Below are 15,988 nucleotides of genomic sequence, written 5' to 3' on the forward strand. Positions count from 1 at the left end.
ATCAATACTTCCGTACCTGGCTGTGTAGGGGCAGAAGTATTGATCAGTCCGGCAATTGGTCCTACCTTTAGGGCAGCTCCTGACCCCTGGAGGGCCGATGCCCCGCTTCTTCCGCCTTCGTACGCCCGGGTCCCGGGTCGTCGCCGAGTCGGCGCGATCCCGGGCCCCGGGCGTACTGCTCCTCACCGCCGGACTGACCGCCCTCGCCGGAGTACTCCCGGCCGGGATGCCCACGGCTCAGGCGGCGTCCCAGGACGTGTACGTCTCCCCGGCAGGCTCGGACCACGCGCCGGGCACGGCCGTACGCCCCGTCCGGACCCTCGAACGCGCCCGTGACCTGGTCCGCTCCCGGCACCTGGCCGGTGACCTGACCGTGCACGTCGCGTCCGGCGTCCAGCGGCTGTCCCGGCCCCTCGAACTCGACGCCCGCGACTCCGGCCGGGACGGCCACCGGATCGTCTGGCAGGGCTCGCCCGGCACCGTGATCAGCGGCGGGCGTCAGGTCACCGGCTGGCGGCCCGGCCCGAACGGCGTCTGGTCCGCGCCCGCCCCGGGCGGGCTCGCCGACACCCGGCAGTTGTACGTCGACGGCGTCCGCGCACAGCGCGCCGGCGGAAAGGTCCCGGTCACCCTCACCGCGACCGCCACCGGATACACGGCGTCGGCCGACACGCTCGCGAAGTGGCGGAATCCCGGGGACGTCGAGTTCGTCTACACCGCCGGCGAGAAGCTCTGGAACGCCGAGCGCTACGGCCTCGGCCAGTGGACCGAGCCGCGCTGCCCGATCGCCTCCGTCTCCGGCACCACGATCACGATGGCCCAGCCGTGCTGGGACAACTCGATGAAGCGGGTCATCTTCCCCGACATCCCCGGCCGTACCGTCAACATGGTCGGGCCCGGCACGCTCACCAACGGCAGCCTGCCCGCGTACGCCGAGAACGCCCTCGAACTGCTCGACCAGCCGGGGGAGTGGTACCTCGACCGCACCCGGCACCGCGTCTACTACAAGCCCCGGGCCGGGCAGGACCTGCGCCGCGCGGACGTCGAAGTGCCGGCGATCGAGAAGCTGGTCGACGCGAACGGCGTCCACGACGTCGCCTTCCGCGGCCTCCAGTTCTCCTACGCGACCTGGCTGACGCCGTCGAGCCCGGAGGGCTTCTCCGAGATCCAGGCCGGCTACACCATCACCGGCGCGACCGGGTACGCCACACAGGGCCTGTGCCAGTTCGTCGCGGGCGGCACCTGCCCGTACGCCTCCTGGACCAAGGAGCCGGGCAACATCTCCGTCACCGGGGAGCGCGTGGAGTTCAGCGACAGCGTCTTCACCCACCTCGGCGCGGCCGGGCTGGAGTTCGGCACCGGCACCAAGGACGCGGTCGTCCGCGGGAACATCTTCACCGACATCTCCGGCAACGGCGTCGAGATCGGTGGGGTCGACAAGCCGCAGGCCGACGACGCCGGCACCACCCGCGGCAACACGGTGGAGGACAACCACCTGTACGGGCTGCCGCGTGAGTTCCACGGCGGCGTGGCCATCATCAACGGCTACAGCCAGCACGACACGATCGCGCACAACCAGATCGACGACGTCGCGTACTCGGCGATCTCGATGGGCTGGGGCGGCTGGCCCGACAAGATCAGCAAACCGGCCACGCCCAACCTCTCCCACGACAACGCGGTGCGCGACAACCTCATCTTCAACTACATGCAGCTGCTCGACGACGGCGGCGGCATCTACACCCAGGGCATCACCGGCACGTCCATCGCCGACGGCGAGAAGGTCACCGGCAACGTCATCCACGACCAGTGGGGACTCGGCAAGAACGTCTACACCGACAACGGCTGCACGTACGAGACGATCGAGGGCAACGTGCTGTACAACGCGGCGTACGCCAACGTCGCCAGCCGGCACACCGACTACCGCGACGCCCTCGGCAACAACGACCCGACGCTCGTCCAGGGCAACTACTGGCAGCAGGGCGACCCGGACAGCGACAACAAGGGCCTGGTCACCCAGGGCAACCACATCCTGTCCGACCCGGCGAAGGCCCCGGCCGACATCGTGAGCAACGCGGGCGTGGAGCCGAAGTACCGCGGCATCCTCGGCGTCCGGGTGCCGACCGCGCCCGAGCCGCCCGGACGGGTCGCCACCTTCGCCGTGGACGGCAAGGTCTACGTCGCCTGGAACCCCGCCTCCGACGGCGCCGCGCCCACCTCGTACACCGCGACGGCGACAGGCGGGAAGAGCGTCACGATCGGCGCCGCCGACTTCCGGCGCACCGGCTACGCCGTCATCGACGGGCTGACGAACGGCACTTCGTACACGGTGACCGTCACCGCCCGGGGCGCCTCGGGCGTCAGCGTGCCCTCGCTGCCGTCCGCAGCGGTCACGCCGGGCCCGGGTGCGGGTGCGCTCGCCGCGGCTCCGACGAGCCTGAAGGCGCGGGCGAGCGCCGACGCGGTCGCGCTGCAGTGGACCCCGCCGACCGTCACCGGTGACACCCCGGTGATCGGCTACACGGTGACCGTCTCCGACGGCCGTACGGTCACGGTGCAGGGCCGCGACACGCTGATCAGCCAGCCGACGGCGAAGGCGCTCCTGCGCGTGGTGAACGGCCTGCAGCCGGGCACGAAGTACACCTTCACCATCGCCGCCGTCACGGCCACCGGTACCGGTGCGCCCGCGTCGGTCACCGCGACGACGCAGAGCGGCTGACAGCGAGACCGTCGAAGGATACGAGGCTCCCTCCTGGATGGCGGAGGGAGCCTCGTCTGTTACGGCCGGGCAGCCGAGTGGTCAACGTCATATGAACATTCCGCTGGGTTCACGGACCTATTTGAAGCGCGGAAGGCGAACCGCAACTTCCCGAACGGCTACAAGCTGTGCATCCAATTCTCCGGGATCCACGGCGAGCCCTGGGCGTCGCGGAGGTCGGCGTCGAGCGGGTGGTCGTCGGGGAGACGTCCCACCGGCCATGGGGGCTCCCCCTCGGGGACAGGGGGCGGCCCTCGGACGGCGTGAGGCGGCAGTCTACTTGCGCACGATCATGTAGGCGTCGCCCTTGTAGTTCTTTTTCGCCCTCGTCGGTGCGACGCCGATGTGGAGCACGGTTTTGTCGGCGACCGTCTTGTTGATCTGAACGGTGCGCGTACCCACCCTTTTTTGGATTTCTGCCCCCCAGATCCACGTGGGCTTGTGGTGCGGCTGGATCACCTCGACGTAGGGATATCCCTTCTTGAACTGCTTGCGGGAGCGGAGGAAGATTTTAGCGGCGTAGACCTTCACTCCCCTCGCATTCACGTAGGCGCACCACGTGGTGCCGCATGGGTTGGCGCTCTCCGTGTGCACCGTGCTCGCGTCCGCCGTACCAGCGGTGAGTGCCAGACCGGCCACCGCGGACGCACCGGCGAGGACCATGGAGAGTTTGCGCATGTTTCTCCCTAGAGGTGATCTTGCGTGACTGGATCACCCTAGGGACGCGAAAGGTCGCGTTACAGAGTCTGCGGGCTCAACGGAAGGTTAGGGCCTGAGGCCCATTCGCGATGCCGCTGAGACCCTGTCAGGCGAGGCAGCGGAGGGCGTTGCGGAGGTCCGCGTCGAGCGGGTGGCCGTCGGGGAGACGGCCTACGGTGGTCTCGACGAACTCCGCCGGGGTCAGCCGGCCCAGGCCGCGGGGCGTGCGCACGACGAGGTCGCCGTCGTCGTCCTCCTCGACCTCGACGTCGGCCTCCTGTTCCTCCAGGGCGAACCGGCCGACCGCGACGCGCCAGGCCGTACGCTCCCGGGCGTCCTCGACCGGCACGTCGACGTCGTCGCCGTGCGTGGCGTACTCGGACGCGTAGTGGAAGGCCTGCAGGCCGACGGGGTACGGCCCGGCCATCGTGGCCAGCGTCCCGTCGCGCCCCAGCGCTCGCATCCGCCGGCGGGTGTCGCCGTTCCGGGTGCGCCACTCGTCCAGCACCTCGGCGACGGGGAGATCGCGCCGGGTGCGGACCGTCCAGTCGTTGAAGTCCACCAGCCCGGTGATGCCGTTCTTCTCCAGGCGGGACCAGAGCCCGTCGAGGCCGTCGTCGAGGCAGGCGTGGTTGTAGTCCTCCTCGCCCGCCAGGTGGGCGAGGACGTCGCGGACCGTCCACCCCTCACAGCGGGACGGCCGCGTCCAGTCCTCTTCGCCCAGACCGCTGAAGAAGCGGTCGAGGCGCTCGGCCTCGGCGTCGAAGATGGTGAACGGGTCGAGATCATCGAGTGTGGTCACGCCCGTCCTCCTGCCCCGGCGACGGCGGAACATTCCACGGTGCCTCAGCGGTGGTAATGGAAGCCGACGCCGTACTTGCCGACCTTGGTGGACCTGCTCACCTTGACGGCGGTGAGGGTGAAGCCTCCGACCGTGACGGACTGCGGGGTCGCCGACGCCGTGAACCTGCGCTCGGCGTGGCCGGTGACGTCGGTGACGACCACCTTCACCCGCCCGGCCTTGAGCGCGCCGGTCTTCACGCGGAGGCCGCCCGCCGTCTTGGCCGTGGCGACCGCCTGCCACCACGACGCCGCCTTGCCGGGGTGCCGCTTGGCGGCCTTGTGGGACGCGGTGGCCTGGGGGGACGGAGACTTCTTCCGGGCGGCGGCCTGTTCGCGCCGCGCCGCACCGGCCGGGTCGCTGCAGCCCGCCAGCAGTCCGAACGCGACGATCAGAGCCGGAAGGCGTACGCCTCCGCGCATTCTTCCTCCTCGTTGAACGACGGGAAAACCTTAGTCGCCGCCGGAGGGTCCCGTGGACCGTCCCGCCCGTACCCGCCCGCGGCCGGTGCGGGGGACCGCTCCGCTCGTACCCGCCCGCGACCAGCGCGGAGGCGCCTGGCGGCGGTACGGGCCACCGCCTAAAGTCGGCAGTGAAGGTGATCGACGCTTTTCCGAGATCCGGAGTGGAGATGCCCTACTACCGAGCCGTCGGGGAGATCCCCCGCAAACGGCACATCCAGTTCCGCAGACCCGATGGCGGGCTGTACGCCGAGGAGTTGATGGGGGAGGAGGGGTTCTCCTCGGACTCCTCGCTGCTCTATCACGTGAATCCGCCCACCGCCATCGTCAAGAGCGAGGGCGTGGACGTTCCGGCCCACGCCACGGGCGTGAGCCCGAACCATCCGCTGCTGCCGCGGCATTTCAAGGCGCACGAGATCAAGGCCGGCGGCGATCCGGTGCTCGGGCGGCGGCTGCTGGCGGCCAACGACGACGTCCGCATCTCGTACGTGGCCGCCGACACGGACGGCGAGCTGTACCGCAACTCGGTCGGGGACGAGTGCGTGTACGTCGAGGCGGGCCGGGCGCGGCTCGAGTCGACGTACGGGGCCCTCGACGTCGGACCCGGCGACTACGTCGTCATCCCGACGGGGACGATCCACCGCTTCGTGCGCACCGAGCCGGCCGAGCCGCTGCGCCTGATGGTCTTCGAGGCGTCGGGGCACATCCGGCCGCCGAAGCGCTACCTCTCGCAGTACGGCCAGTTCCTGGAGCACGCGCCGTACAGCGAGCGCGACCTGCGGGGACCGGCCGAGCCGCTGGTCCAGGAGGGCGAGGACGTGCCCGTGCTCGTCCGCACGCGCGCCGGGCTGTCGCGCCTGACCTACCGGCGCCATCCGCTCGACGTCGTGGGCTGGGACGGCTGCCTCTACCCGTTCGTCTTCAACATCGCCGACTTCGAGCCGATCGTGAAGCGCACGCACGCGCCGCCGCCGGTGCACCAGACGTTCGAGGGCCCGAACTTCGTCATCTGCTCGTTCTGCCCGCGACCGCTCGATTTCGACGACGCGGCCATCCCCATTCCGTATAACCACCACAACGTCGACTCCGACGAGATGATGTTCTACGTGGCCGGGGATTACACGGCGCGCCGTGGCTCGGGAATCGACATCGGGTCGGTGAGCCTGCACCCGTCCGGGTTCACGCACGGGCCGGCGCCGGGCTCCGTCGAAGGGGTGATCGAGGCGGTCCGAAAAGGCCATACGACCACCACCGAAACGGCCGTGATGATCGATACGTTCCGGCCGCTGAACATCGGTGGTGAGGCGCTGTCCGTCGAGGCGTCCGATTACGCCTGGACCTGGGCGCGCTGATCCGCCCGATCCCTGGAGGATCGCCGGAGATGCCGAGGCGGTCGCGGTCCGAACCGACCATTGGCGGCCTTCTCGGCATTTCCGGTCGCCATCGCTAAAACTGTTTACCGAATATCTCGGAAGTAGCGGCTGGAGTTACCGGATCTCATCTGGTGATCGTGTAATTACCGTGTGTGATCGCAGGTGTTCCGGGTAGTAGACGCAACGGATCCGATGGGTCGCCGATAAAGGCGCTTCGAAGGATTCGGACGACGCAGTTCCTGCTACCTCGAAAACGGAGATCTGCATGCGGAAGATGTACGCGCTCGGAACGGGAACGATGGCTCTCGCGGCAGTGGTCGCCACCGGCCTCGCAGCCCACGCGGACAAGAGCGTTCCCGCTCCGGCGGCCGCCGCCCACGGCAAGATGGCGGCCCTGCCCGCCGGGTACCAGATCGTCACCCTTCCCAGCGCGAACGTCCCGAACTTCCAGCGGCGCGTCGTCTTCTGCCCGGCCGGCAAGCACGTCCTCGGGGGTGGCGGTGAGGCGCGGGGCAACGACGCGATCCTGGTCGGCAGCTTCCCGACCGACGACGGCCGCGGCTGGGTCGCCCTCGGCCGGCAGAAGGCCTTCCCGACGGTCGGGATCAGCGTCTACGCGATCTGCGCCTCCTGAGTTCGCCGCGGATCTCCGGTCCTTCGCGGCGCGGTGAAGCGCCGGGATCCGCGTAAGGCGCGACGCCGGCCGCCCGTTCCCCGGGCGGCCGGCGTTCGCGGTCTCCGGGACGGTCGCGTCCGCCTCAGCTCTAAAACGGTTATTGACGACCTTCTAGACATTGGCGAATAGTAGCGCCAGTACCGGCTATCGGGAATCTCGCTATAAATGGGAGTCATTCGTCGACGGGCGCGAAATAATTGAGATACCGCGTGTTATCAAAAATCCGCTCGGGTAGGAGAGGCGATGGATCTGAACGGCCACCGATAAGGCGGCCGTGCGGATCCGGACAATGCAGTTCCTGCTACCCCCCGAACGGAGATCTGCATGCGGAAGACGTACGTGATCGGAACCGGCGTCGCGGCTCTCGCCATGGTGACCGCCACCGGTCTCGCCGCCTACGCCGACAAGGCGAACGTCGCCACGCGGCCGGCCGCCCAGGGCAGAACGGCGGCCGTTCCTCCCGGCTACCAGATGGTCACGCTCCCCAACGCGAACGTCCCCAACTTCCAGCGGCGCACGCTCTACTGCCCGGCCGGTAAGTACGTCCTCGGCGGTGGCGGCGAGGCGCGGGGCAACGGCGCCATCCTGGTCGGCAGCTTCCCGACCGACGACAGCCGGGGCTGGATCGTCCTCGGCCGCCAGATCGGCTACAACGACGTCGGGATCAGCGTCTTCGCGATCTGCGCGTCCTGACGCGGTCGCGGGTCCCCCGGCGGGGAGGCCCACGATCCGCGTGACGTCCGGCGCCGGCCGCCCGTTCCCCGGGTGGCCGGCGCTTCCGTTCCTCAGGCCAGGACGGGCACCGCCGCGAGCAGCGTCCGGGTGTACTCGTGCCGCGGCGACGCGTACAGCTCGTCCACGCCGGCCAGCTCGACCAGCTCGCCGTCGCGCAGCACCGCGACCCGGTCGCTCACCTGGCGGATCACCGCCAGGTCGTGGGACACGAAGACGATGGTCAGGCCGTAGTCCTCCTGCACGTCGCGGAGCAGCTCGAGGATCTGCGCCTGCGTCGAGACGTCGAGCGCGGAGACGGGTTCGTCGCAGACCAGCAGCGTGGGCCGCAGGGACAGCGCCCGCGCGATCCCCATCCGCTGGCGCTGCCCGCCGGAGAACTCATGCGGGTACCGGTCGTGCCGCGCGGGATCCAGGCCGACGCGCTCCATCAGCTCCCGCGCCGTCCGGCGGGCCTCCCCGTCGGGGACGCCCCGCACCCGCAGTGGGTCGGCGATGCTGTCGCCGACCGTGTGCCGGGGGTTCAGCGAGGACATCGGATCCTGGAACACCATCTGCAGGTCGCGCCGGACGGGTCGCAGCCGCTTCTCGGGCAGCCCGGTGAGCTCCCGGCCGTCGAACACGATCCGGCCCGAGGTCGGGGCGAGCAGCCCGACCATCATCCGCACGAGCGTCGTCTTGCCGCTGCCGCTCTCCCCGACGACGCCGAGCGTCTCGCCGCGCCGTACGTCCAAGGACACCCCGTCCACGGCGCGCGCGACGTCGCGGCGCAGCCCCCGGCCCGGCCGGCGGAACTCCCGCGTGAGATCCGTGACCGTCAGCAGGGGCTCGCCGGGCTCGCGGCGGGCGGCCAGGGGCGCGTCGAGGCGGGGGACCGCTTCCAGGAGGGCTCGGGTGTACGGCTGCGCCGGGGCGCGCAGCACCTCGTGCACCGGGCCGCGCTCGACCGCCCGGCCCTGGTGCATGACGAGCACCTCGCCGGCCGACCGCGACACGACGCCGAGGTCGTGCGTGACGAGCAGCAGCGCCATTCCCGTGTCGGCCCGCAGCTCGTCGAGCAGGTCGAGGATCTGCGCCTGCACGGTGACGTCCAGCGCGCTGGTCGGCTCGTCGGCGACCAGGATCTCCGGTTCGCAGGCGAGCGCCATCGCGATGAGGGCTCGCTGCCGCATACCGCCGGAGAACTCGTGCGGGCGCGCTCGGGCCCGCCGCGTGGCGTCGGGGATGCCGACCCGGTCGAGCACCTCCACCGCCCGCGCCCACGCGGCCTTCCGGCCGGCGCCGGAGTGGGCGCGGTACACCTCGGCGATCTGGTCGCCGATCCGGTAGTACGGGTCCAGCGCGGACATCGGATCCTGGAAGATCATCGCGATGCGGCGCCCCCGCACCTCGCGGATCGCCTCATCGTCGAGCGCGTTCACGTCCGCGGGCTCCGGACCGTCCCCGCCGAGGAGGATCCGGCCGGTGACCCGCGCGTCGGTGTTCCGGTGCAGGCCCAGGAGCGCGAGCGCCGTCGTGCTCTTGCCGGACCCGGACTCTCCGACGACGCCCAGCGCGCCGCCGGCGGCCAGGTCGAAGGACATCCCGTCGACGGCGCGGAGCACGCCGTCGCCGGAGGGGAACTCGACGGTCAGATCGCGCACCGACAGGACGGCGTCCCCACTGCCCTCGCCCGTCATGCCGGAACCGCCCTTGGGCCGGCCCCCGCGTACGGCGGCGTCGACGTCCCCACTGCCCTCGCCCGTCATGCCAGGACCACCCTTCGATCGACCGCCGCGTACAGCAGGTCGGCGGCGGTGTTGGCCAGGACGACGGCCAGGCCGGCGGTCAGCGTCAGGCCCGCCACGACCGGCAGGTCGACGTTGTTGGACGACTGGACGATCAGCTGGCCGATGCCGGGCAGCCCGAACAGCGTCTCGGTGAGCATGGCGTTCACCAGGACGACGCCGAACTCCACCGCGTTGATCGAGATCAGCGGCGTCAGCGCGCCGCGCAGCGCGTGCCGCCCGACGACGCGGCGCTCGGGCAGCCCGTACGCGCGGAAGGTGCGGATGTGGTCCTCCGACAGCGTCTCGAGCATGCCGGTTCGCGTCAGCCGCGTGAAGACCGCGGACTGCAGGATGGTGAGCGTCAGCCAGGGCAGAATCAGGTTCTGCGCCCAGGCCACCGGGTCGTCGGTCAGCGGCACGTACACCGGGAAGTCCAGCCACTGCAGCCATCCGCAGAACACCATGAGCAGCAGCAGGCCGGTCACGAACACCGGCGTGCCGAGGCCGCCGAGCACGAAGACGGTGATCAGCCGGTCGGTGAGCCGCTTCTCGCGCAGGGCGGACACCAGCCCGAGAGAGACCCCGGCGATCGTCCAGAGCACGACGGCGCCCGCGGTGAGCGACAGTGAGACCGGGAGCCGCTGGGCGATCAGCGACAGGACGGGCAGGCCGGTCTGGAAGGAGTATCCCAGGCAGGGCGCCGCGCAGTGGGTGACGTCCGGCCCGGAGCTGTAGTCCCGGCCGACGACCAGGCCCTCCAGGAAGTGCCAGTACTGAGTGGTGACCGGCTCGTCGAGGCCGAGCTTGTGGTGGATGACGGCGAGCTGCGCGCCGTCGCAGCCCTTCCCGCAGACGAGGACCGCCGGATCGGCGGGGATGGCGTAGAAGATGCCGTAGACGACGGCCGTCATCACGACCAGCAGCACCACGAGGCTGCCGAGGCGGCGCAGCAGGTAGACGGTCATCGGCGGCCTCGCAGGGACGCCTTCGGATCCAGGGCGGCGCGTATCCCGTCGGCGAGCAGCGTGAACGCCAGCACGGCCGTCAGCAGCGACAGGCCCGGCACCAGCACGTACATCGGATCGGCCCGGAACCAGGTGGTGGCGGTCGACAGCATCTGCCCCCACGAGGAGGTCGGCGGGTGCACGCCCACGCCGAGGAAGGACAGCCCCGCCTCGGAGACCATGTTCCCCGGCAGCAGGATCGCCGCGTACGTGAGGACCTGCGGCAGCGCGCCGGGCAGGATCTCGCGCCGGGCGATCCGCGCCGGTGACGCGCCCGACAACCGCGCGGCGGCGACGTAGTCGCGGGTTTTGAGGGACAGCACCTGCCCGCGGGTCAGCCGGGCCGTGCCGCCCCAGTTGAACAGGCCGATGACCAGCATCAGCAGCGCTGGCCGGGGGAACGACTGCGGCACGATCGCCAGCAGTGCGATCGCGAACATCAGCTGCGGGAACGAGATGGACAGGTCGATCAGCCGACCCAGCGTGGCGTCGGCGAGCCGGCCGCCGAACCCCGCGGCCAGCCCGATCGCCACCCCGAGCAGCAGCTGCACGACCAGCGTCCCGAACGCGACGGTGAAGGAGATCCGGGCGCCGTGCAGCGCACGCGCGAACAGGTCGCGGCCGGTGGTCGGCTCCACGCCCAGCCAGTGGTCCGCGCTCAGGCCGCCCAGGGCACCGCGCGGCACGCCGCCGCGCGCGGAGTCCAGCAGCTGGGTGTGGAACGTCGTCGTGTCCTGGCCCTCCAGCGCGGCCAGCAGCGGGGCGAAGACGGCGGCCAGGATGAGGACGACCGTGACGACGAGGCCGGCCATGGCGGGCCGGTCCGACCGCAGCCGCCGCAGCACCTGACGGGCGCGCGCCGGCGGACCGGACGCGGTGACGTCCGGACCGCCGACCTCCGTGACGAGCTCGGTCACGCCGCCGCCCGCCCGCGGAGGGACGACGGCGATGGCGGCGCGCTCGACCGCGTCTTACGGTGGCCCGTCATTTGACGGACACCATGGCCACGTCGTACGAGCCGCGCCACTGGTCGAGGTAGGTGTTCTTGACGTTCTTGCCGTAGAGCCGCAGGTAGATCGGGTGGAACAGCGGCACCGTGAGCGCCTGGCTCCCCAGCTCGGCGTCGAGGGCGCCCCAGCGGGGTCGGGCCTGGACCGGGTCGGAGATCTTGTTGATCGCGTCGAATTCGGCGTTCACCTTCGGGTCGTCGTACTGCGCGAAGTTGTAGTTGCCGCCGTCCTTGAGGATCTGCCGGCCGTCGAAGATCGGCGCGAGGAACGGCCCGCCGGTCGGCCAGTCCGCGCCCCACCCGGACAGGAAGATGGCCGGCTCGGTGGCCGGCTTGGTCTGCACGGAGCGGTAGCTCGCCTGGTCGTACGCCTTCAGCTTGACCGTGATGCCCGCCTGCTTGAGGGCCTCCTGCACCGCCGTGGCGACGGCGGGCCCGTCCTGATGGGAGTCGCTGTTGCGGTGCCCCAGCGTGATCGTCAGGTTCGACTGCCCCGCCTGGGCCAGCAGCTCCTTCGCCTTCGCCGGGTCGCCCGTGGGCCCGGCGGGGAAGGCGTCGTATGCCTGATAGCCGAAGGCCGCCTGGTCGGGCAGGAACGTCGTCGCCGGCGTCGCGAGTGAGCTGCCGCCGACCGCGTTCACGGCCGACTGGCGGTTGACGGCGTAGGAGATCGCCTGCCGTACGCGGACGTCGTCGAACGGTTTGATCTTCGTGTTGAACGCGATGTAGTTCGTGTAGCCGAACTGGCCGCGCACGGTGCGCTTCTTCAGGTTCGGGTCACCGGAGATCCGGGCCAGCTCGGCCGGGCTCAGGTCGGTGTCCGTGGTGATCGCGTTCGCGTCCTTGCCGGCGCTCGTGCTGAGCCGCTGGTTGATCACCGCCGAGCTGAGGCCGTACGTCGCCTCGATCTTGTCGGGGCAGGCGAGCCGCTGGTCGTCGGCGGTCCGCGACCAGTTCGGGTTGCGGACCAGTGTCAGGCTCTTGTCCTGCACGTGGGTCTGCACCTTGTACGGCCCGCTGGAGATCGGGTGCTTCTCGAACGCGGTGCCGCCGTCCTTGGCCCGGGGCACCGGGGCGAACTGCGTGGCCGTCGCGACGTACGGGAAGTCGCCCTCGGGCTTGCGCAGCTTGAAGATGATCGTCTTGTCGTCGGGCGTCTGGATCGAGTCGAGCTCCTTGCCCTTGTACGGGCCCTGGTAGTCGGCGCCGCCGACCAGCCAGTCGCGCAGGTACGGGATGCCGCCCGTCAGCTCGGGCGCGAAGGAGCGCTCCACGCCCCACTTGACGTCCTTCGAGGTGATGGGCGTCCCGTCCTCGAACTTCAGGCCGTCCCGGAGGTGGTAGGTCCAGGTCTTGGCGTCGTCGCCGGGCTTGCCGATGTCGGTGGCGAGGTCGGGGGCCACGGTGGTGCCCGCCTGGCCGGGCACCCGCTTGCGGGTGGTCAGCGTGCGGAAGACGAGGGATGGGACGGCGCCGCCGCCGGAGGTGTAGATCCGCGCCGGGTCGAAGTGCTCGTCCGTCGCCGAGTCCTGGTCGAGGATGTACAGGGTCCCGCCCTGGCAGTTCTTCGGGTCGAACGCTGCGCCGCCGGAGGACGAGGTCGAGCCGCTGGACGAGCACGCCGACGCGGTGGCCAGAACGGCGGCGGCGGTGAGCAGGACGGGGACTTTTCGCATCATCGGGGGTTCTCATTCCGGGGGAGCGGCGACACCGCCTGCGGTGGCGGGCCTGGGGCAATATATACTTTCTAGGTAGGAAATATGAAGTTCTTTGCCGTGGCGAAGCCTGACAGCCATGTTCCGTCGCGGTCCGATCCATGGTCAACTAGGGGCGTGCCGGATCGCCGGGCGCGGCCGGCACGCGCGCACCCGGTGACCAGGGTGACGTCGGCGAACGGAGCGCGATGAATCCGCGGTGGGAGGCCTGGGACCTGCTGGACGGTGAGTACGACGTCCGCGTGCTGGAGCCGTCCCCGCCCGCCGTGGCGACACCGCCCTGGTACGCCGACGATCCCCTCGAAGGCCCGTACGGCGCCAAGCTGGTCAGCCCCGTGTCCGGGCTCGGCCGCACCTGGGACGACCTGGCCCGGGAGCGCCCCGAGCTGGCGGGCTTCTGCGCGGACCGCTGGCTGGGCGCCTGGCGCCGGCTGGCCCCGCTGCCCCGGGAGTTCGCCGCGACCCGCCGGACGCTGCACGCCCTCGGCGAGCACGTCGTCGCGGCGGCCCGGTACACCGCCAACGGCAAGATCGGCCTGCGGTTCACCCGGGGCGGCTTCGGCACCCCGTTCTTCGGTCCCGACCGGCAGGTCCGCGTGGAGGCTGGCCGGCTGGTCGTCGACGACGCCTCGCATGCCCCGAAGACTCTCGGCGAGGCCGCCGGCCTGGCCGGGATCCCGCTGGGGATGCCCGCGGACGTCTACACGCCCCAGACGCCGGCCGACCCCGACCTGCCGCTCACGGTGAGCCCGCCCGCCGCCGGCGCGCTCGGCGCGTGGTACGGCTTCGCCTGGTCGGTGCTGGAGCAACTGCGCTTCGACGTCCGCCCGCTCGACCCGAGCCGCGTGCAGCTGTGGCCGGAGCACTTCGACGCCGCCCTCGACGCCGGCGACGAGGCCGCCGGACGGCGGGCCTCGTTCGGCGCGTCCCCCGGCGACGGCGAGCATCGGGAGCCGTACCTCTACGTCGCCCCCTGGACGAAGCGGACGGGCGCGTTCTGGAACGACGACGCGTTCGGCGGCGCGTCCCTCCCGTACGGCGCGCTCCTGGCCGCCGACGACCAGCGCGCCACGGCGCTCGGCTTCTTCCATCAGGGACTCGACGCGCTGACGGGCTGACCCGCTCGTGTTTTGTCGGGGTTCGACGCCGTCGGCCCCGTAAGTCCCTGGAACGCGTCATCATCGCGTCCGGACATTGGCATGCCCGGTCAAACGTCCGCTTTGCGGATTAAAGAAAACCGCCGCTTCCACTTCACGGGCCGTCGCGGCGGGTAACCGAATTGCCGGGGCACATTGGGCGGCCTCGGGAGGGACGTTCCCGGCTCGCGGACGCGGGGCATGACGGCCGAACCACGCGTGCGTCCGTACGTGCCCTCCTACGTTACCGGGGGAAAGGAACGGACAATGCGTAACGGAGTCATTGCCGCCGGAGTGCTGGCCTTGGGCCTGCTCGGCTCGGCCTGTGGCGAGGGCAGCAAGACCACGCCGGAATCGCAGGGCGCCGGGGGACCGTACGCCCAGCCGACCAGCCCGGGGGCCTCGCCTCCTGGGGCGTCCCCAACGGAGTCCCCGGCGGCGTCCCCGTCGGTGTCGCCGTCCGAGTCGGCTTCGGCGATGCCGTCCGCGCCCGCCGGCGCCGCGGTCGTGAACGCCAAGAAGACCAGCCTGGGCACGATCCTGGTCGACGGTACGGGCAAGACGCTCTACATGTTCGAGAAGGACAAGGGCCAGGGCGGCAAGTCCCAGTGCACGGGCGCCTGCGCCAAGGAATGGCCGCCGTTCGTCGCCGGCGGCGCGGCCGCGTCGCCCGGCGGATCGCCCGGGGCGTCTCCCAGCGGATCGCCGGGCGGGACGGCCAGCGCGATGCCCGGCGCGTCGCCCAGCGCGGGACCCGGCGTCGACGCGTCCAAGCTGTCGACGACCACGCGGCCCGACGGTTCCAAGCAGGTCGTCTACAACGGCTGGCCGCTGTACTACTACGACCAGGACAAGGCACCGGGCGACATGAAGGGCCAGGGCGTCACGTCGTACGGCGCGCCGTGGTACGTCATCAACGCCACGACCGGCGATCCCATCACCCGGAAGTAACCGTCACCAGCTCGGCAGCTGCGGCATCGTGTCCGGCAGCAGCCACGACCCGCCGGCCAGGAGCGCGGCCACGGCCACCACGCCGAAGCCGAACACCCACAACAGGCCGGGCATCCCGGTCAGGCGGGCCAGCTGGTCGGCGTCCGAGTCGGGCGCGCGGCCCCGGGAGCGCTTGCTCTGCAGCTCCACGACGGGCCGCGCCCCCGCGAGCAGCAGGAACCAGGTGAATGCGTAGGCGAACGCCGCCTGCACGGTGGCCGTTCCGAACCACGACACGGCGAAGACGACCGCGCCGGTCGTGACGACGGACACCACGCCGTACGCGTTGCGGACCATGACGAGGATCGCGGCGAGCAGGACGATGCTCACCCACAGCAGGGCCGTGACATGCCCCACGGCCAGCAGGGCGGCCGCGCCCAGCCCGAGCAGGGGCGGCGTGACGTACCCGGCGAACGCGGTGACGATCATGCCCGGTCCGTACGGCTTGCCGCGGGACACCGTCACGCCCGAGGTGTCGGAGTGGAGCCGGATGCCCTGCAGCTGCCGGCCGGTGACCAGCGCGGCGAACGCGTGCCCGCCCTCGTGCGCGATCGTCACGACGTTGCGGAGGATGTGCCACACCGACCGGATGGATATCGCCACGAGCGCCGCCACGCCGGTGACGGCGACCAGCCACCACGGCGGGTGCGGCTGCGTGCCGACCACCTCATGCCACACGCCGCCGATCGTTGCCGTGTCCACTGCGCCACCTCTCCTCATGACCTGCTCGTCCGTCCCCGCACCGGGTACGACGCGCCGCACCGCGGCCGAGTTTCCGAATCGGGCGAACCCGTATTCTCCCTGGGTGCAGTGAACTGCTGGAATTTG

The 15,988-nt window shown here is 70.9% G+C and carries 14 protein-coding genes; 6 read left to right on the plus strand and 8 right to left on the minus strand.

What is annotated here, in order from left to right; all coding sequences use genetic code 11:
* The first annotated feature begins 97 nt into the window (after positions 1-97).
* Positions 98-2,716, plus strand: coding sequence for a right-handed parallel beta-helix repeat-containing protein (locus ACYVF7_RS18915; protein ID WP_460341920.1), 2,619 nt, complete (start codon positions 98-100; stop codon positions 2,714-2,716).
* A gap of 315 nt (positions 2,717-3,031) precedes the next feature.
* On the opposite strand, the gene ACYVF7_RS18920 is transcribed toward ACYVF7_RS18915, so the two are convergent.
* From ACYVF7_RS18920 to ACYVF7_RS18930, 3 genes are all read right to left on the minus strand, one after another.
* A complete protein-coding gene (locus ACYVF7_RS18920) occupies positions 3,032-3,433 on the minus strand; it encodes a hypothetical protein (protein WP_460341923.1) in 402 nt (133 codons plus the stop codon).
* 127 nt (positions 3,434-3,560) lie between these two features.
* Entirely contained in the window at positions 3,561-4,256 is a 696-nt protein-coding gene (locus ACYVF7_RS18925) for a maleylpyruvate isomerase family mycothiol-dependent enzyme (RefSeq protein ID WP_460341925.1), read from the minus strand.
* A 44-nt stretch (positions 4,257-4,300) separates the two neighbouring features.
* Complete coding sequence (locus tag ACYVF7_RS18930) at positions 4,301-4,717, minus strand: hypothetical protein (protein ID WP_460341927.1); 417 nt, start codon at positions 4,715-4,717, stop codon at positions 4,301-4,303.
* Positions 4,718-4,926: 209 nt separating this feature from the next.
* On the opposite strand from ACYVF7_RS18930, the gene ACYVF7_RS18935 reads away from it, so the two are divergent.
* The 3 genes from ACYVF7_RS18935 (at position 4,927) to ACYVF7_RS18945 (ending at position 7,498) form a co-directional block, all read left to right on the plus strand.
* Positions 4,927-6,108, plus strand: coding sequence for a cupin domain-containing protein (locus ACYVF7_RS18935; protein ID WP_460341929.1), 1,182 nt, complete (start codon positions 4,927-4,929; stop codon positions 6,106-6,108).
* Between the two features lie 286 nt (positions 6,109-6,394).
* Positions 6,395-6,763: a hypothetical protein gene (locus tag ACYVF7_RS18940; protein WP_460341932.1), complete on the plus strand. Its 369-nt coding sequence runs from the start codon at positions 6,395-6,397 to the stop codon at positions 6,761-6,763.
* A gap of 366 nt (positions 6,764-7,129) precedes the next feature.
* Positions 7,130-7,498, plus strand: coding sequence for a hypothetical protein (locus tag ACYVF7_RS18945; RefSeq protein ID WP_460341935.1), 369 nt, complete (start codon positions 7,130-7,132; stop codon positions 7,496-7,498).
* Between the two features lie 92 nt (positions 7,499-7,590).
* Here the strand turns inward: ACYVF7_RS18945 and ACYVF7_RS18950 are convergent, their stop codons facing one another.
* From ACYVF7_RS18950 to ACYVF7_RS18965, 4 genes are all read right to left on the minus strand, one after another.
* Positions 7,591-9,216 carry an ABC transporter ATP-binding protein gene (locus ACYVF7_RS18950; protein WP_460358001.1) on the minus strand — a complete coding sequence of 542 codons (1,626 nt, stop codon included), beginning with the start codon at positions 9,214-9,216 and terminating at the stop codon, positions 7,591-7,593.
* A gap of 65 nt (positions 9,217-9,281) precedes the next feature.
* Positions 9,282-10,271 carry an ABC transporter permease gene (locus ACYVF7_RS18955; RefSeq protein WP_460341938.1) on the minus strand — a complete coding sequence of 330 codons (990 nt, stop codon included), beginning with the start codon at positions 10,269-10,271 and terminating at the stop codon, positions 9,282-9,284.
* On the minus strand, positions 10,268-11,227 hold the full coding sequence (locus ACYVF7_RS18960; protein WP_460341941.1) for an ABC transporter permease: 960 nt from the start codon (positions 11,225-11,227) through the stop codon (positions 10,268-10,270). The genes ACYVF7_RS18955 and ACYVF7_RS18960 overlap by 4 nt, the downstream gene beginning before the upstream one ends.
* Positions 11,228-11,294: 67 nt before the next feature.
* Positions 11,295-12,998, minus strand: a complete 1,704-nt coding sequence (locus ACYVF7_RS18965) for an ABC transporter substrate-binding protein (RefSeq protein WP_460341944.1) — start codon at positions 12,996-12,998, stop codon at positions 11,295-11,297.
* A 224-nt stretch (positions 12,999-13,222) separates the two neighbouring features.
* Here ACYVF7_RS18965 and ACYVF7_RS18970 point away from each other — a divergent pair, with 224 nt between their 5' ends.
* Together ACYVF7_RS18970 and ACYVF7_RS18975 are read left to right on the plus strand one after the other, a co-directional pair.
* The gene (locus ACYVF7_RS18970) at positions 13,223-14,152 is read left to right on the plus strand and encodes a hypothetical protein (RefSeq protein ID WP_460341947.1); all 930 of its coding nucleotides are present in this window, start codon (positions 13,223-13,225) and stop codon (positions 14,150-14,152) included.
* Between the two features lie 285 nt (positions 14,153-14,437).
* Positions 14,438-15,121 (plus strand): COG4315 family predicted lipoprotein, encoded by a 684-nt coding sequence (locus ACYVF7_RS18975; RefSeq protein WP_460341950.1) that lies wholly within the window; start codon positions 14,438-14,440, stop codon positions 15,119-15,121.
* A 3-nt stretch (positions 15,122-15,124) separates the two neighbouring features.
* Here ACYVF7_RS18975 and ACYVF7_RS18980 read toward each other — a convergent pair whose 3' ends face one another.
* Complete coding sequence (locus tag ACYVF7_RS18980; RefSeq protein WP_460341952.1) at positions 15,125-15,862, minus strand: M50 family metallopeptidase; 738 nt, start codon at positions 15,860-15,862, stop codon at positions 15,125-15,127.
* Positions 15,863-15,988: the final 126 nt, after the last annotated feature.

Source organism: Actinoallomurus acanthiterrae (assembly GCF_054775715.1).